At 42.5% G+C, this 16,793-nt stretch carries 14 protein-coding genes and 1 tRNA gene; 9 read left to right on the plus strand and 6 right to left on the minus strand.

Annotation, left to right across the window (positions count from 1 at the left end; genetic code table 11):
* Positions 1 to 8: 8 nt before the first annotated feature.
* Positions 9 to 476 (minus strand): peroxiredoxin, encoded by a 468-nt coding sequence (locus A3774_RS13045; protein ID WP_067868311.1) that lies wholly within the window; start codon positions 474 to 476, stop codon positions 9 to 11.
* Between the two features lie 326 nt (positions 477 to 802).
* Here A3774_RS13045 and dapA point away from each other — a divergent pair, with 326 nt between their 5' ends.
* The 3 genes from dapA (at position 803) to A3774_RS13060 (ending at position 4,104) form a co-directional block, all read left to right on the plus strand.
* Positions 803 to 1,678, plus strand: a complete 876-nt coding sequence (dapA, locus tag A3774_RS13050; RefSeq protein WP_067868355.1) for a 4-hydroxy-tetrahydrodipicolinate synthase — start codon at positions 803 to 805, stop codon at positions 1,676 to 1,678.
* Between the two features lie 12 nt (positions 1,679 to 1,690).
* On the plus strand, positions 1,691 to 3,073 hold the full coding sequence (gene bamC / locus A3774_RS13055; protein ID WP_067868314.1) for an outer membrane protein assembly factor BamC: 1,383 nt from the start codon (positions 1,691 to 1,693) through the stop codon (positions 3,071 to 3,073).
* Between the two features lie 71 nt (positions 3,074 to 3,144).
* On the plus strand, positions 3,145 to 4,104 hold the full coding sequence (locus tag A3774_RS13060) for a D-2-hydroxyacid dehydrogenase (RefSeq protein ID WP_067868317.1): 960 nt from the start codon (positions 3,145 to 3,147) through the stop codon (positions 4,102 to 4,104).
* A 19-nt stretch (positions 4,105 to 4,123) separates the two neighbouring features.
* Here A3774_RS13060 and A3774_RS13065 read toward each other — a convergent pair whose 3' ends face one another.
* Genes A3774_RS13065 through A3774_RS13075 form a run of 3 tightly spaced genes read right to left on the minus strand, consistent with a single transcriptional unit; the run spans position 4,124 to position 6,930 of the window.
* Positions 4,124 to 4,750: a pseudouridine synthase gene (locus A3774_RS13065; RefSeq protein ID WP_067868322.1), complete on the minus strand. Its 627-nt coding sequence runs from the start codon at positions 4,748 to 4,750 to the stop codon at positions 4,124 to 4,126.
* Positions 4,750 to 6,105 (minus strand): 23S rRNA (uracil(1939)-C(5))-methyltransferase RlmD, encoded by a 1,356-nt coding sequence (gene rlmD / locus A3774_RS13070; RefSeq protein ID WP_067868325.1) that lies wholly within the window; start codon positions 6,103 to 6,105, stop codon positions 4,750 to 4,752. Before rlmD ends, A3774_RS13065 begins: the two co-directional genes overlap by 1 nt.
* A 60-nt stretch (positions 6,106 to 6,165) precedes the next feature.
* Complete coding sequence (locus A3774_RS13075) at positions 6,166 to 6,930, minus strand: adenosylcobinamide-GDP ribazoletransferase (RefSeq protein WP_067868327.1); 765 nt, start codon at positions 6,928 to 6,930, stop codon at positions 6,166 to 6,168.
* 127 nt (positions 6,931 to 7,057) lie between these two features.
* On the opposite strand from A3774_RS13075, the gene A3774_RS13080 reads away from it, so the two are divergent.
* Positions 7,058 to 8,044 carry a glycosyl transferase family protein gene (locus A3774_RS13080; RefSeq protein WP_067868330.1) on the plus strand — a complete coding sequence of 329 codons (987 nt, stop codon included), beginning with the start codon at positions 7,058 to 7,060 and terminating at the stop codon, positions 8,042 to 8,044.
* A 16-nt stretch (positions 8,045 to 8,060) separates the two neighbouring features.
* Here A3774_RS13080 and A3774_RS13085 read toward each other — a convergent pair whose 3' ends face one another.
* Complete coding sequence (locus A3774_RS13085) at positions 8,061 to 9,239, minus strand: cation:proton antiporter domain-containing protein (protein ID WP_067868333.1); 1,179 nt, start codon at positions 9,237 to 9,239, stop codon at positions 8,061 to 8,063.
* A 124-nt stretch (positions 9,240 to 9,363) separates the two neighbouring features.
* A complete protein-coding gene (locus A3774_RS13090; RefSeq protein ID WP_067868336.1) occupies positions 9,364 to 10,692 on the minus strand; it encodes an MATE family efflux transporter in 1,329 nt (442 codons plus the stop codon).
* A gap of 194 nt (positions 10,693 to 10,886) precedes the next feature.
* On the opposite strand from A3774_RS13090, the gene nfuA reads away from it, so the two are divergent.
* The 5 genes from nfuA to A3774_RS13115 all read left to right on the plus strand — a co-directional run bounded on the left by nfuA (position 10,887) and on the right by A3774_RS13115 (position 16,625).
* Positions 10,887 to 11,480, plus strand: coding sequence for a Fe-S biogenesis protein NfuA (gene nfuA, locus A3774_RS13095; RefSeq protein ID WP_067868339.1), 594 nt, complete (start codon positions 10,887 to 10,889; stop codon positions 11,478 to 11,480).
* A 242-nt stretch (positions 11,481 to 11,722) separates the two neighbouring features.
* The gene (lon, locus tag A3774_RS13100; RefSeq protein ID WP_067868343.1) at positions 11,723 to 14,146 is read left to right on the plus strand and encodes an endopeptidase La; all 2,424 of its coding nucleotides are present in this window, start codon (positions 11,723 to 11,725) and stop codon (positions 14,144 to 14,146) included.
* 130 nt (positions 14,147 to 14,276) lie between these two features.
* Complete coding sequence (locus A3774_RS13105; protein ID WP_007020114.1) at positions 14,277 to 14,552, plus strand: HU family DNA-binding protein; 276 nt, start codon at positions 14,277 to 14,279, stop codon at positions 14,550 to 14,552.
* 29 nt (positions 14,553 to 14,581) lie between these two features.
* Positions 14,582 to 14,658: transfer RNA gene (locus A3774_RS13110), tRNA-Asp, on the plus strand.
* An 83-nt stretch (positions 14,659 to 14,741) separates the two neighbouring features.
* A complete protein-coding gene (locus A3774_RS13115; RefSeq protein ID WP_067868346.1) occupies positions 14,742 to 16,625 on the plus strand; it encodes a SurA N-terminal domain-containing protein in 1,884 nt (627 codons plus the stop codon).
* The last annotated feature ends 168 nt before the right edge of the window (positions 16,626 to 16,793 follow it).

Raw genomic sequence — 16,793 nt, forward strand, 5'->3', positions numbered from 1 at the left:
CCAAGGAGCTATAGCGCTTGAGCAGCGGCTAAAACTTCATCTACATGCCCTTTTACTTTTACGCCACGCCATTCCTGTTTAAGTACGCCTTCACTGTCAATGAGAAAAGTAGAACGTTCAATCCCCATATATTCACGACCGTAGTTTTTCTTGAGTTTGATAACATCAAATAATTTGCACAAGGTTTCATCGGGATCGCTAATCAATTCAAAGGGAAATGATTGTTTAGCTTTGAAGTTTTCATGTGCACGTAAGCTATCGCGGGAAACGCCGAATATAAGGGTATTAGCTGCTTCAAATTCATTAATTAAATCGCGGAAATTTTGGCCTTCTGTAGTGCAGCCAGGAGTACTATCTTTTGGGTAGAAATAGATAACTACGTTTTTCCCTTGTAGCTCTGATAGGGTAATTGTTTGTTCACTGGTTGCTTGAGAAGTAAAAGATGGCACTTTTTTATCGATTGAAACGCAGTTCATAGTAAATCCTTAGTAATGATGGCTACTCAACAAAGTACAAAATCGTATAGAATAACGACCCTTTATACGATACTAGGTAGTTTTTAGATTTTAAGGGGCTATTTGATGCCCACATTATCATAGATAATGGTGGTTGTTTATGTGGCTTCTTATATTGTTAAGAGTCCCTTTGTATCGGTATGGATAATTGACTAATTATCTAGCTAAATATTCATTACTTTCATATAGCTAGAATAAGATTAGTAACGCTTTTAAGGTTGTAATAAGTGGTGTCTCAGAGTAATTTGGGCATTGCTAAACCTGATATTTATCTCATGGAGAAAAAAATGATTACTGGCAGCATTGTTGCTCTTGTTACCCCTATGCATTCTAACGGTGATATCGATTGGGATAATCTCGATAAAATTGTTGATTGGCATTTGAATAAGGGCACTGATTCTATCGTCGCTGTAGGCACTACGGGTGAGTCTGCTACTTTAAACTGCGATGAACACTGCCAGGTTATTAAACGTGTGGTAGACCGAGTCGCTGGCCGTATCCCTGTTATTGCAGGCACGGGCGCTAACTCTACTTCTGAAGCGATTGAGTTAACTCAAGAAGCTAAAAATGTAGGGGCGGATGCCTGCCTATTGGTCACGCCTTACTATAATAAGCCAACTCAGGAAGGTTTGTTTCTGCACTATAAAACCGTTGCTGAAGCGGTGGATATTCCGCAGATTCTTTACAATGTTCCAGGACGTACGGCTTGCGATATGTTACCTGAGACTGTTCTTCGTCTTGCTGAAGTGGATAATATCGTTGGTATAAAAGAAGCGACTGGCGATCTAGAGCGTGCGCGTTTTTTGATTGACAATTCTCCCGCCGATTTTGCGATCTATTCTGGTGATGATGCCACAGCGGTTGAATTAATGATTGCCGGAGGCGATGGGAATATATCGGTTACTGCTAATGTCGCACCAGCGGAAATGTCCCAGCTTTGCCGTTTTGCTATTACCGGTGATGCAGATGCCGCCCGTGCAACACAAGAAAAACTAATGCCTTTGCACGAAAAACTTTTTGTTGAAGCGAATCCTATCCCAGTAAAGTGGGCTATGACTGAAATGGGGTTAATGGGGCTTGGTATCCGTTTACCGTTAACCGTATTAGCTGATGAATATCATACAACTGTGCGTGAAGCGTTACGTAGCAGTGAAATTATTTAAGCGATCATAATAATGAAAAAGATTTTAGCTCTATCGTCAGTTAGCTTGTTAATAGCGGGCTGTGGTGCGTTGGATAATAATCCAATCTATGGTGACAACGGTATTGTTCGTGATCGTAGCCAAGATTATGAATTAGCTGAAACCAGCCAGCGTTTAGAAGTTCCTGAACATCTTAGTGTTAAGCAGACAGAAGAGTCGCTTACTATTCCAGAAATCAGTGATGTCGCAACAGCGCGTACTGGGGACTTTATTGTTCCTAGACCTGAGTTTTTCTATGCTGAATCTGGTACGGAATCGGTTAGTTTAAAGCGTGAGGGTGGCGATAAACTGATTATCGTTGATGAAGGTATAACAAATGTATGGGTTAAATTGCAGGAATTTTGGCAGTTTAACGGTATCGACATTGTTAAATCGGATCCGCGTCAAGGGGTTATGGAGACTCAGTGGATTACTCATGAAGCCAAGGAGCTAAGCTTTGTCGATTCTTGGGTGAAGCGCCTTACATTCCAAGACCTTCCGGGTGCAACTAAGGATAAATTACAGGTCAGTTTGAAACCTGTTGATGGTGATCCAAATCGTACTTCTATAGCGATGCAGCATATACGCTTTGCTGAAGATGATGACGCAACGGAAGTCAATTGGAGTGAGCAAGCACGAGGTGTAAGTTATAAAGCTGATATGATGTTTGAAATGTTACGTTACCTAGGTAAAGCGACCGGTGATCGTAGTGCTCAAACATTGGTTGCTTTCCAAGAACAGCGCCGTTTAGGCACGCAGTTAGGACGTGACTCACGCGGTAATGCGGTATTAAAACTTGATGCTGATGTAGAGTCTGCCTGGAATAATGTGAGTGCTGCATTAGATAAAGCCGATATGGATGTAGGTACACGCGATCCTGATTTGGGTTTATTTTATATGACCTACACGACGTCAACACCTTTTGAAAATGAAGAAGAGATGGGCTTCTTTGAATGGCTACACGCAGAACGTGGTCCTATTAAAATTGATACGAGTGCAATTTCTGCTGCTCTAGGTGTTGGTAGTGATGATTCTGAAGGTATCAGTTATACCAGTGGAAAAACGGCTGCTCGCTTCCAAAATACAGAGAGTCAAATTTCTGCTAGTGCCTTCAATAATCCTGATGACGCTGCTAATAAGAAGGGATATAAAATCTGGTTTGCAGGTAAACCTATCTATGTGTTTGGTGGGAATGATTCTGGTGTATACAATGAAAACTCCGGTAAGTTCGAGCACACCGGTCAGTATCAATTAAAACTTATTCGTACGCGTACCGGTGTTTATCTGAGCGTCTTGACGGCGGAAGGGGTTGCAGCCCCTGCAGTTATAGGTGAAGAGATACTCTGGGAGATTAAAGAGAAACTCCCTCGCTCTTAATCGTTTAAATAGTTTTATGTTGTAGAAAGGGCCTTAGGGCCCTTTTTTATGGGTTTTTGAGGGAGAGGGGTATGCGTGCAGTTATACTTGATTTAAAAGGCCTAGAGGCCTTAGATTTGAGTGCCATCGAATTCTTAGTTGAAGAGCTAGTTTGTTATGATCTGACACCGGATAAGGAGATAGGTAACCGAATTCAAGGTTTCGATATTGTGATAACAAACAAGACGCCTTTAGCACGTCATCACCTAGAGCAGGCCTCCCAATTAAAACTGGTTTGTGTACTGGCTACCGGAACTAATGTGATCGATAAGCAAGCGGCATGTGAGTTGGGCATTCCCGTGTCTAACTGTGTGGCTTATGGCGTAGATTCTGTAGTTCAGCATGTCTGGTCACTGATTTTAGCTTTACACACTAACCTGCCGAGTTATGCACAAGATGTTGTCGCGGGTGAGTGGCAGCGTTCAGAACAATTTTGCTTTCTAACTCACCCGATTATTGAGCTTAAAGGACGAACGCTTGGAATTATCGGTTATGGAAACTTAGGTAAAGGTGTGGCTAAAATAGCTGAAGCCTTTGGTATGAAGATCATTGTATGCCAAAAAATAGGTCAAATTGGAGGGGCTGAACAGGACTCTGATACTACTTGCCCTTTTGATGATTTTATTCAGCAAGCGGATGTTATTAGTTTGCATTGTCCGCTGACTGATGCAACGGAAAACCTTTTTACTACAGAGGTTTTTGAACAGATGAAGCCTGAGGCTTTTATCATTAATGCAGCGCGTGGTGGTATTGTTAATGAGGCTGATCTTGCTGATGCGCTGAGGAATGGGGTTATCGCTGGTGCTGCCTTTGATGTATTAACGGAGGAGCCTCCGGTTCATGGTAATGTTTTGCTCGATCAAAGTATTCCCAACTTTCTCCTGACTCCTCATACCGCTTGGGGAAGTATAGAAGCGCGCAATCGTATTATTGAACAGACGGCTGAGAATATGAGAGCGTTTCTAAGCGGTACGCCAATTCGTACCGTTTAGGCTTGTGTGCTATTTCTCTTTAAAAAGGACAGGGTACAAAAAACTCAACAAATTCACCCGTAATCGGGTGGGGAAAGGATAGCTGTTCGGCATGGAGCAGTAGACGGTCAGATTTTGCTTGGCCTTCTGTATCCGCATAAAACCGATCCCCTAAAATTGGGTGTCCCATAGCTTGCATATGCACTCTTAATTGATGAGAGCGGCCAGTGATAGGTGTTAGCTCAACGCGAGTATCTTGCTCAGAGCTCTCTTTAGCCAGTACTTTCCAGTGTGTTAACGCGTTTTTCCCTTGTTCAAAATCGACGATCTGTAAAGGTCTATTTTCCCAATCGCATCGTAAAGGGAGTTCTACACTGCCTTCTGATTGCTCTGGCGTACCGGAGATAATGGCCTGATAGCGCTTATGGGTTTGACGCTCTTGAAAGCTACGATTGAGCGATCTTTGTGCTTCCAATGTTAAGGCTAATACCATCACTCCGGATGTTGCATAATCTAGCCGGTGAACGACTCTAGCTGTTGGAAATATTGTTTGTACTCGTCGCCATAAACAATCTTGCTTGTCTTCACCACGGCCAGGAACGGATAAAACATCGTAGGGTTTATTGGCGATTACAAAAGCGTCGTCAGCATAGATAATATCAACCATTAGATACGCTCAAATAGGACAAGAGATTCAACATGAGATGTATGTGGGAACATATCCATAACGCAAAAACGCGTTGCTTTATAACCTTGGGATATTAACTCTGCCCCATCACGGGCAAGTGCTGCAGGGTTGCAAGAGACATAGAGTACCATCTCTGCAGAGTGTTGTTTCAGTTGTTTAATAATGTCCAGTGCGCCGGTGCGGGGGGGATCAAGGACTATTTTATTGAAGCCTTGCTTGTACCAAGGCATGGCGCGTAGGTCATTGGTTAGGTTGGCTTTATGAAATTCACAATTATCGATTTGATTGATCTGGGCATTATCATTGGCGCGAATGACCATCTCTTCTACGCCTTCTATGCCGACGATACTTTCAACTTGTGTGGCTATAGGTAGTGTAAAGTTACCTATACCGCAAAACAGATCTAATACGCGATCATTTTTTGAAAGTTGTAACCAAGATAAAGCCCGCTGGATCATCTGCTCATTAACCTTAGCATTGACTTGAATAAAGTCACCAGGTTTGAAATGGATGAGCGTATCTGTCTCAGCTATTCGGTAGTTGAGTTGAGCTTCACCATCAACGGCTTCAATTCGGTCTCCGAAATCAAAGTACAGTTTGAAACTGTTTGCTTGCGCAAGTTCATTTAACTGGGTGATAAGTGGCTCTTTAGGCGTTTTCTTTACCCTTAAGGTTAATGCACCTTCGTTATCACCCATACTGATTTCGGCGTGGGTGATCTCTTTAAAATTTTCTGTCTCTTCAAGTACCGCGGGTAGCGAAGATAAAATTTTATCGAGTGGTTCCGATAATACTGGGCAGTGGTCTATTTTGATCAGTTTGCTGCTACCCTTCCGGCGAAAGCCAACAATGGCACTATTGTCCCTTGTTAATTGATTAATTCCGAGACGGCAGCTGCGACGATAGTGCCAGCTAGGACTCGTAATGGGTTGTTCTACTTGTAATGGTGTGAACTTTCCCAGCCTTGATAATTGATCGATGACTAGTGCTTGTTTTGTGGTGATTTGTTGCTCATGATTTAAGTGCTGGAGGTCACAGCCACCACAACGTTCATAATAATCGCAGGACGCTGGGACCCTATGGGCTGATGGGGTGACTATTTCTGTGTAGATCGCTTCATCATAGCGACGGTGTCTTGCTTCAATTTTGAATCGTACTTGCTCTGTTGGAAGCGCTCCTGATATGAAGAGAGTCTTCCCGTCCTGTTTAGCTATGCCGCGGCCTTCATGGCTTAGTCCCTGTACTTCGATGACATCAGGGTACTCAATCGTTTTTTTTGATTGGGGTGTTTTTGATGCAGTTGGACGGCTAAATAGGCTATTTTTTCGTTTCATAAGGGATACCAGCAGATTAGCGGGCGATTTTAGCAGAGATTAATAGATGTTATATAGAAATTAGCCAATAAACCAAGGCAAACAGAACCAAATATAAATAGTTAACTCAGATAGTTGTTGGCAGCAACCTAAGCAGTCGCCGGTATAACCGTCTATCCAGGAACGGAAGTACGATGCTAACCAGAATGTAAGCCCTAAGAGGGGAACTAATACGCTGATATAAACAAGAGGGCTAAAGACTAAACAGAGCAAGGCTGGGATAAAGGCAATAATAAGATCAGTTTTAGTTATTCTGTGGGTAGTCATGACCTTGGCTTTATTTTGTTCTGTAAGGCCGACATAGTTTTCCTTGTGGATAATTAATAGCGGAAAAAAGCGGCTCAGGCAGTGAGCGCTGATGATGATTAGCACGGTCTCTTGTACAGTGAGTAGAGCGTTATATTTCAACATTAGGGCCAGTATAATCGCTAACACCCCATAACTGCCCAATCTTGAATCTTTCATAATGTTCAGAATGCGCTGTTTCTCCCATCCGCCGCCGAATCCATCGAAACAGTCGGATAGACCATCTTCATGTAGAGCGCCACTCATCCATATACTTGTGGCGATTGATAAGATAACCGCGATAGTGTCAGGAAAAATAAAGGTTCCAAGCCAGTAAATTAAAGCGGTATAAAAACCTATTAATAAGCCAATCCAAGGTAGGTAACGAGTTGATTCTGCTTGGTTCTCTTTGGAATATTCAACCCAGCTGGGGGCGCTAAATCTAGTGTAGTAGGTTAGTGCATTAAAAAAAACATGTAGCTGGCGAGGGTATGATTTCATTACACTATTGATCCAGATAATCCAAAACCGTTATTGAGTACTAATTAGGTTATATGCGCGATGATGTAGTAATGGGTTAATTCTACTGTATTTATTTCGTTTGCACAGAATAAGGTTAAAGCTGCTAATGATTGAAGAGCATAAGTTTGCCCCCTTTGTAAGAATTTTAGGCAAAGGTAAGACTGGGACACGTTCACTTACCCGTGAAGAGGCTGCTGAGGCCATGGGAATGATTTTGGATAAGAAGGTGCGGCCTGAACAGCTTGGCGCGTTTCTTATGCTGTTACGCGTTAAGGAAGAGGCGCCGGAAGAGTTAGCCGGTTTTGCTGATGCTGTGCGTACACGTTACGCGGTGGGTCGTAGGATTGATACTGATTTAGATTGGTCGACTTATGCGGGCAAAAAAAATCGTCATCCTTGGTACTTGTTAGTAGCACTCTGTCTTGCTAGTCATGGCTATAAAATTTTTATGCATGGGGCTAAAGGGCATACGCCAGGGAGAATCTATCTTGAAGATATGTTAAGCCTATTTAAGCTTCAGCCTTGTGCTGCTTGGGATGAGGTAGAAACAGAGCTGGCACGTGTGGGGTTTGCTTATATGTCTATCGATAATTTCTGCCCACCTTTAGGAGAGATTATTCAGCTTAGATCTATCTTAGGCTTACGCTCACCCGTTCATACTCTGTGTCGTATGTTAAATCCTTCTGAAGCGCCTAACAGTATTGATGGTGTATTTCATCCTGCTTATGGTCCTATGCATCAAAAGACAGCTCAGTTGCTCGGTGAGCAGCGGAATTTAACGGTTAAAGGCGATGGAGGAGAGGCAGAGATTCGGCCTGATGCAGAGTGCCTGTTGCAGTGGGTAGAAGAGGGTGAGTTGGTTGAGTATGAGTGGCAAAGGATCGTCGCTAAGCGTTTTGTTAAGGAAGATAAATTAGATCCGCAAACCTTACTTTCTGTTTGGCAGGGTGACACTCAGCATGAATACGGAGAGAAGGCTATTCTCTCAACTTTGGCTGTTGTCTTAAGGCTGTTGGGTGAGGATGGAGAGGTCGATGATTTGCTTAAACGTGCGGAGGTGCTTTGGAAAACTCGTAAAATAGATCTATTTTAGTATATAAATTGCGCCGTTAATCACGGCGCAATTTATCTGATACAGCGATTGGTGATGGGAAGTTGAAAATCACTACATAACTGGAAAGCAGGAAAGTTAAAATCGCTGTTGCCTGAATTACGTGTGATGCCTCCTCCCCAATCATCATGGAGCCTGCGGCAATATAAGCGATCAGTAACGAAAATTCACTGATCTGCCCTAGTCGAAATCCTACCTCCCAGCCGATTGACGGTGATTCGCTAATACCGTTTAAGAGAAAACGGAAAATCATCGGTTTTAAACTTAATACGAGTAATGCCAATATAACAGCTGGAATTGCAATGAGTCCCACTAAAGAGAGATTGAAGCTAGCACCGATTGAAAAGAAGAACAGTATTAAGAAAAAATCACGCAAGGGTTTGAGACTTGTAGCTATATATTGAGCAATAGGACTAGTCGCTATGGAAACGCCTGCTACAAAAGCACCTATTTCGGCTGATAAGCCAACAAGGTTTGCGAGTTCAGCTAGTCCAAGGCACCAGCCAATCGCTAGTAGAAAAATATATTCATGAAAACGGTCAAATTTCTGTATCAGTTTTAATAAAACAAACCTGACAAATATAAAAGCACCAAAGATAAGCAGAGGTAGGGCTACTAAGGTTTTGGCGAAGATAATCATTGTTTCTGAATCGCTAGTTTCCCCTGTACCACTGTAAAGAAATAACAGCATCATAATGGCGATCACATCCTGTAGTAGTAATAAGCCTACAACAAGCTCACCTGTATGGCGGTGATGTAAAACGGTAGTGGGAAGTAACTTGATTCCAATAATCGTGCTGGAAAACATGATAGCGATACCGATAATCATGCATTCTGTTTGTGTATAACCAAAGCTAAAGCCGACAGCATAGCCAATGATAAAAAATAAAACGGAGCTTGCGATAGCGACTAATGTTGCTTTTTTAAGCATATGAATAAGGTGGGAGGGTTGCATATCAAGACCGAGTAAAAACAGTAAAAAAATGATACCTATATGGGATATGTCTGTTAATAACTTAGTATCGGTAACCATAGCTACGCCATAAGGCCCGAGGAGCGCACCTAAAGCGATATAAGCAACCAGCAAAGGTTGGCGTGTGTAAAGAGCCAATGAGGCAACAATAGCTGCGCCTGTGAAAATTAAGAAAAATGAAAAGACCAGTGACTGCTCAGCCATACAATAGATCCTTAATTATGCAGATTAGAATGATAAGCCAGATCGTCTGGCTTGAACTTAGCTAGATGTTACGCATCCAAATGTAGATATGGATAATAATGCGTTAGGTTGAAGCTTTTAATCATTACAGTTTGATCATTGACCAGCGCTGTTGTTGCCAAATATAGATAAAAACTAGCGACGATAGTGCGCGATATATCAACTGGATAATCCAGATTCCAATGAGTCCATAGCCTAAAGCAGGACCAAATAACCAAGCTAAAGGAAGGTAAAATCCCCATAAGCCGCAGGTCGATATAATGAATACTATACGATTTGCGCCTACACCAAACAATGCTTGAGTTAATACAATGGTGGCTGCATCTAGACATATAGCTAAAGCTGCTATCTGTAACGGTAGCACTGCTTGCTCTATTAATATGTTCGATTGTAAAAAGAAACCGAGTATTGTTTCTGGCATGAGCCATAAAGGTAAACTTAGGAGCAGCATAAAAGCGAGTGCAGTTTTTAACACAGCCCATCCCCATGTGAGCGCTTCCTGCGGTTTGTCCTCGCCTATAGAGTGACTAACCAACGATGTAGAGGCAATTCCAAGTCCTACTGCGGGTAAAATTAAGAATAGAGATAAGTTAATTAACACATGCGCGATCGCTTGATCACTCGTGCCAAGTTGCCCAATGATCCAAATAAGTACGCAGATAGATAGGGCTAGAAAAAGCTGCTGAAGTGAATGGGGGATAGATAAACGTAATAATTTTGAAAACTCAATTATGCTGCCCGAATGCCACCTAAATAAACCAGCAGGTTTTGCATTTTTATACACAAAAACCGCATTGATAAGCGCACCTGAGCAAAGTGCAATTGCTGAGCCTAATCCTGCGCCCGGCGCTCCCATTTTCGGTAAGCCTAAATGTCCAAAAATAAGGCAGTAGCTAATAACTATATTTAGGCAGTGGGTAAATACAAGGATTTTAAAATAAGTAATAGGTGTTTTATTACCATTCCACCACCCGCGAAAGGATAAGTTGATTCCAACGACAAGCATAGCCGCTGTTCGGTAATCAAAATAGGATGAAGCAATATCTTGAACAGAAGAATCCTCTGACATTATAGCAACGAGACTATCGGAATAATGGATATAGATTATGCTAAGGGGGAGCGCAACAAGAAAAGAGGTTAGCAATCCCCAATGGACAGGCGTCGCTGCATAATTATGTTGTCCTTGCCCTCGATTTCTTGCAACGAGCGTTTGTACACCTGAAGACAATCCTAGTATTAAGCTGATAGCAACAAAATTGGCATAACTCCCAATGCCTACGCCAGCAAGCGAGGCTTCACCAAGTTGGCCTACTAAGGCCGCATCTATCAAATTGATAACGCTTTGAGAGAGCATACCCGCGATGATCGGTAGTCCGAGGAGGATAATTGTTTTCTGTCGAAGAAATGCAGACATATAGGATCGGCGCAAAAGGCCTATTCTAACAGAACACTTAGTTTTAAAGTTGAACAAATATACAAGTGGATAGAATTACTCCTTAGGATGGATTTATAATAGGGATTCGATTAATAGTTGATCAATTTACTCGGGAATAGTTTGGGTGTATCCTACAGCTAATTAAAGTGTAGATTTAACATACAGGACATCGTATGAATATTACCGTTACAGAAACGGCTGAAGATTATTTAGTAGAACTTCTTAGCAAGCAAGATGTAGAAGGCATGGCGGTGCGTATGTTTGTCACTCAGCCAGGTACTTCATACGCTGAAACTTGTCTTGCATACTGTCGCCCTGATGAAATCATTGAAGATGATGAAGTCATGGAGTTGGCTAAATTACGTTTTTATGTTGAAAAGAACAGCATTCCTTATTTAGATGAGGCGCATGTGGACTTCGCAAAAGATCGTATGGGCGGCCAGCTGACGATAAAAGCGCCTAATGCTAAAGTACCTAAAGTGTCTGAAGATAGTCCGATAGGTGAGCAGATTAATTATATTCTTTACTCAGAAATTAACCCAGGCCTTTCGTCTCATGGTGGTGAGGTGAAACTAATGGAAGTTGTCGAGGAGGAAGAGGGACAGATTGCTATTCTTCAATTCGGCGGTGGTTGTCAAGGGTGTAGTGCTGTCGATATGACTCTGAAAGATGGGGTTGAGGCAACCTTAGTTGAGCGTATAGCAGATTTGGTTGGGGTGCGTGATGTAACCGACCATAGTGTGCGTGAAAACGCATATTACAAATAACATGTGATTAAAAAGGGGAAGCTTGCTTCCCCTTTTTAATTGTCTCCGCCCTAAGATGCTGTTATAAAATAACAATGCTTCTAATATCTACAACCTTCATGACACTCTAAATACTGTATTATTTTGATCCCGCTGGTTGCATTTATATAGAAACACCCCCATGTAATCATTAATCGTTTATCGCGTATTTAAAGAATTTATCCGCAGAGCACCGCGGACCTGTTTGATGAGGCTATTGCTGCATGACTCAACATGACGAATCACAGTCACAAGTTATTGAATTGCCCGTACTCCCATTACGGGATGTCGTTGTTTATCCGCACATGGTGATCCCACTTTTTGTTGGGCGGGAAAAATCCATTGATGCACTTGAAGCAGCAATGTCAGGCGAGAAAGAAATCTTATTAGTGGCTCAGAAAAACGCTTCTGATGATGAACCTCTGGCGGATGATCTGTTTGAAGTAGGTACTGTTGCCAGTATCTTGCAGATGCTGAAACTACCGGATGGCACAGTGAAAGTGCTTGTCGAAGGTGATTACCGTGCGACTATTCACAGTTTGCATGAAGATGAAGGCTTTTTCTCTGCGCAAGCTTCTGTATTGCCTATTGAAGAGTTGACTGAAGCTGAAGATACTTTGTACAAACGTACGGTGCTTGAACAGTTTGAACGTTTTGTTCAGGTCAATAAAAAGATACCTTCAGAAGTATTGTCTTCACTGCAAAATATTGATGATGTAGGGCGTTTGGCTGATACCATTGCTGCGCATATGTCTTTGAAATTAGGAGAAAAACAACAGATTCTCGAGATGCTGGGTAATAAAGAGCGTCTTGAGCATCTAATGGCGTTGATGGAGTCTGAAATTGACTTGGTTGAGGTCGAAAAACGGATCCGTGGCCGGGTCAAAAAACAGATGGAAAAAAGCCAGCGTGAATACTATTTGAATGAGCAGATGAAGGCCATTCAGAAAGAGCTAGGTGATCTGGATGAATCTGGCATAAACGACATGGATGAGCTGAAGAACCGCATTGCTGAAGCGAAAATGCCTCAGGAAGCGTTCGACAAAACCATGGCGGAATACAACAAATTAAAAATGATGTCACCTATGTCAGCGGAAGCAACCGTTGTGCGTGGATACATCGACTGGATGCTTTCCATTCCATGGTCTAAGCGTTCAAAAGTCCGACATGATATGAAGCGAGCTGAAAAAATTCTTAATCAGGATCATTATGGTCTTGAGGAAGTTAAAGATCGCATCCTCGAATATCTTGCTGTCCAAAAACGCGTTAAAAAGTTAAAAGGTCCCATTCTTTGTCTTGTAGGTCCTCCAGGGGTTGGTAAAACATCTCTGGGGCGTTCTATTGCGCGCGCGACCAATCGTGAGTATGTCCGTATGGCGCTAGGTGGCGTGCGTGACGAAGCCGAGATTCGTGGTCACCGTCGTACTTATATAGGTTCAATGCCGGGTAAGTTGCTACAGAAAATGGCGAAAGTTGGTGTTAAAAACCCACTGTTCTTATTAGATGAAATCGATAAGATGGGTATGGACCAACGTGGAGACCCAGCGTCAGCACTTCTTGAGGTTCTTGATCCAGAGCAAAACTCTAGCTTCAATGATCACTACCTAGAAGTTGATTACGATCTATCGGATGTTATGTTTGTTTGTACCTCAAACTCTATGAATATTCCTGGTCCACTTTTGGATCGTATGGAAATCATTCGTATACCGGGTTACACCGAAGATGAGAAGCTAAATATTGCTCGTAATTACCTTATAGAGAAACAATTTAAAAATAATGGCTTGAAAACGGGCGAAGTTGAGATTACAGATAGTGCCATTACTGGACTTATCCGCTACTATACCCGCGAAGCTGGTGTTCGTGGCCTTGAGCGTGAAATAGCTAAGATCTGCCGTAAGGTCGTCAAAGAGCTCGCGCTTTCGAATAAGGCAGGGACTATCACCGTTGATACTGAACAACTTGAGCACTATAGCGGTGTTCTGAAACATAATTTCGGTATTGCTGAAGAGCAAGATCAAGTTGGGCTAGTGACAGGCTTGGCTTGGACACAAGTTGGTGGCGATATACTTAGTATCGAAGCTGCTGTGGTACCAGGTAAAGGTCGTCAGGTGACTACAGGTAGTCTTGGCGATGTCATGAAAGAATCTATTCAAGCGGCGCTGACTGTTGTACGGAATCGATCTTCGGCATTAGGTATTGTGCCAGACTTTCATGAGAAACATGATATTCATATACATGTTCCTGAAGGTGCGACGCCTAAAGATGGTCCAAGTGCTGGCATCGGTATGTGCACTGCTTTAGTATCAGTCTTGACCAATATACCGGTGAGAGCTGATGTTGCCATGACAGGTGAGATAACCCTTAGGGGACAAGTCTTACCTATAGGCGGATTGAAAGAAAAACTGCTTGCAGCTCATAGAGGAGGAATCAAAACGGTTCTTATTCCTAAAGAAAATGAGCGTGATTTGAAGGAAATTCCTGACAATATCAAAGCGGATTTAGATATAAAAGCTGTTAAGTGGATAGATGAAGTTTTAGATATCGCACTTAAGTATCAACCGAAGCCAATAGAGCAAGAAGACGGTGAGGTTGTAGCAGCAAAGGAAAAGCCTGGAAAAGCTGAGCCGGGGCAAATAAAGCCTCATTAGAGTTCATAAGGAGTAGAAAGGTACACAAGTTGTCTTGACACCGCTTTCTACCACTTGGTATAAATGCTTACCATCTTGCTGGGCATGGATTACGAAAACTAAAAATAACGATCTATTAAAGGGGAACAATGTGAATAAGTCTGAACTGATCGACGCTATCGCAGCTTCAGCCGATATTCCTAAAGCAGCTGCTGGTCGTGCACTTGATGCGACTCTAGAAGCAGTAACTGGTGCATTACAGAACGGAGATTCTGTGGCACTTGTAGGTTTCGGTACATTTTCTGTAAAAGAGCGCGCAGCTCGTACAGGTCGCAATCCGCAGACAGGCAAACCAATTGAGATTGCCGCTGCTACGCTGCCTACTTTTAAACCTGGTAAGGCTTTAAAAGACGCAGTTAATAAGTAAGATCTGATCGCGTCACGATCTTACTTTAAGGAGCGGTAGTTCAGTTGGTTAGAATACCTGCCTGTCACGCAGGGGGTCGCGGGTTCGAGTCCCGTCCGTTCCGCCAACAGAAAGAAACCAAGAAAGGCGCATTCGTTTAGAATGCGCTTTTTTTTTGTGTGAAAAAATGCTCAGGGGTTTATAGGCATAATGCTACAGTCCATTCGGGATAACTCCCAAGGAATCATCGCCAAGATTATTGTTGGTTTGATTGCAGTTACTTTTGCTTTATTTGGTGTTGAATCACTTGTTAGTTTAACTGCTGGCAGTAATGCGCCTGCTACGGTTAATGGCGAAGAGATTAGTCAACAGGATCTCGTTCAAGGTGTTCAGCGTCAAAGACGTCAAATGCTTTCCCAGATGGGAGAAGGCGCCGATCCAGCGCTGCTTGATGATAACTTAATCAACAACATGGTACTGGAAGGCCTTATAGAGCAGGCTGTTCTTGTTCAATCCGCCAGCGATCAGGGATTAACATTCTCTGACAACATGATTGATCAACTGATTTTGACAACAGCAGATTTTCAACAGGATGGGCAATTTAATCGTGCGCAGTTTGAAGCTGTTTTACGTAATGCCGGTCTGACACCGATGATGTATCGTGATTTAATACGTAAAGACAAGATAACGGAACAGGAACGTGCAGCGTTTATGTTATCTGCTTTTACTCTCCCTTCTGAGTTGACCTCAATCGCTCAATTGGACAGCCAAACACGAGATCTTCGATATTTTACACTTCCTGCATCCCCGCTTCGTTCATCTTTAAATGTGAGTGACCAAGAAATTGCAGATTACTATGATGAGCATCGTTCAGAGTACTTAACTGATGAGCAGGTTGCTATAGAGTACTTATTACTTGATCGTAGTGCGTTAGAAACTGAAATAACAGTGACGGATGAGCAGTTAGAAAGTGCTTATCAGCTATTAATTGATGCCTTTCAAGCACAAGAGCTTCGACACTCTGCGCATATTCTCGTCGCTATCTCAGATGAGCAGGATTATGCTGCAGCAAAAGCTAAGGCTGATAATATTGCTGAACGTATAGCGATGGGTGAGGCTTTTGAGGTTATTGCTAAAGCTGAATCCGATGACCCTGCGTCCGCCGAGATGGGTGGCGATTTAGGTGTTAACGAGAAAGGTGTATTTTCTGATGAGTTCGATAATGCACTATTTGCCTTAGAGAAAGGACAAGTATCATCGCCTGTTAGGACTGAATTTGGTTACCATATTATTAAGCTTATCGATATTGAAGCAACTGAAGTGCCTTCTTTTGAAAAAGCTAAAGCTGATCTTGCAAGCGATCTGCTAAATCAATTATCTGAGGAAGAATATGTAGTTCAGTTAGAGCGCTTAGCTGATATATCTTTCTCTTCTGGTGATTTGGTTGAGCCTTCAGAAGTCCTCGATCTTGAAATTCAAAAGACAGAGCTTTTCTCCCGCATGGGTAGTGAAGGTGGAATTACGGCTAACCCTAAAGTATTGGGCGTCGCCTTTGATGAAGAGTTGATTAAAGATGGGTTGAATAGTACGCCTATCGAATTAGATTCTGGTCGGGCTTTAGTGTTAAGAGTGGTTCAACATGAGTTACCTCGTGAGAAAACACTTGAAGAAGTTGCTGCCATGATTAAAGAAGCGTTGTTAAATGAAAAGGTAGCGCAGGCTTTAACTACTCAAGCGGATGAACTTATCGCTAAACTAAAGCAAGGAGATAGCTTAGAGAATGTCGCTATGGGTGCTACGGTAACAACGCTTGCAGGCGTAACTCGTACTCAACAGGATTTACCACAAGAGTTACGATCTGCGGTATTTGAACTGCCTAAGCCTGCTGAGAACGCTATGAGCTATGCAGCAGTTAATATGCTAGATGGTAGTAAGTCTATTCTAGTGCTGGATAAAGTAACTGAAGCCGATGTTGACCTGAAGCCGGAAGAGATTAGCTATATGAGTATGATGCTGAGTAACCGTAAAGGTCAGCAGGATTACCAAGATTACCTAACTCAATTAAAAGAGAAAGCTGAAGTGGAACGTTTGTAATTTTACTTTAGATAAAAAACCACCTTCGGGTCACTGCTGTCCCACAATTTTTTAATCATAAAGGGATCCTCATCTGAGGGTCCCTTTTTTTTCGCTCTGGCGGTGACGGGTTTAGCAACTCTTTCAGAGCTTTTCGTTCAAATAAGCTTAGTTGAAGAATCCGCATTA

The sequence above is a fragment of the Neptuniibacter marinus genome, from assembly GCF_001597725.1.
Lineage (GTDB): Bacteria > Pseudomonadota > Gammaproteobacteria > Pseudomonadales > Balneatricaceae > Neptuniibacter > Neptuniibacter marinus.

Bases quoted from the DNA above. Each gene is read 5' to 3' on its own strand.
- A3774_RS13045 (WP_067868311.1), bottom strand. From the start codon at position 476: ATGAACTGCGTTTCAATCGATAAAAAAGTGCCATCTTTTACTTCTCAA.
- dapA (WP_067868355.1), top strand. From the start codon at position 803: ATGATTACTGGCAGCATTGTTGCTCTTGTTACCCCTATGCATTCTAAC.
- bamC (WP_067868314.1), top strand. From the start codon at position 1,691: ATGAAAAAGATTTTAGCTCTATCGTCAGTTAGCTTGTTAATAGCGGGC.
- A3774_RS13060 (WP_067868317.1), top strand. From the start codon at position 3,145: ATGCGTGCAGTTATACTTGATTTAAAAGGCCTAGAGGCCTTAGATTTG.
- A3774_RS13065 (WP_067868322.1), bottom strand. From the start codon at position 4,750: ATGGTTGATATTATCTATGCTGACGACGCTTTTGTAATCGCCAATAAA.
- rlmD (WP_067868325.1), bottom strand. From the start codon at position 6,105: ATGAAACGAAAAAATAGCCTATTTAGCCGTCCAACTGCATCAAAAACA.
- A3774_RS13075 (WP_067868327.1), bottom strand. From the start codon at position 6,930: ATGAAATCATACCCTCGCCAGCTACATGTTTTTTTTAATGCACTAACC.
- A3774_RS13080 (WP_067868330.1), top strand. From the start codon at position 7,058: ATGATTGAAGAGCATAAGTTTGCCCCCTTTGTAAGAATTTTAGGCAAA.
- A3774_RS13085 (WP_067868333.1), bottom strand. From the start codon at position 9,239: ATGGCTGAGCAGTCACTGGTCTTTTCATTTTTCTTAATTTTCACAGGC.
- A3774_RS13090 (WP_067868336.1), bottom strand. From the start codon at position 10,692: ATGTCTGCATTTCTTCGACAGAAAACAATTATCCTCCTCGGACTACCG.
- nfuA (WP_067868339.1), top strand. From the start codon at position 10,887: ATGAATATTACCGTTACAGAAACGGCTGAAGATTATTTAGTAGAACTT.
- lon (WP_067868343.1), top strand. From the start codon at position 11,723: ATGACTCAACATGACGAATCACAGTCACAAGTTATTGAATTGCCCGTA.
- A3774_RS13115 (WP_067868346.1), top strand. From the start codon at position 14,742: ATGCTACAGTCCATTCGGGATAACTCCCAAGGAATCATCGCCAAGATT.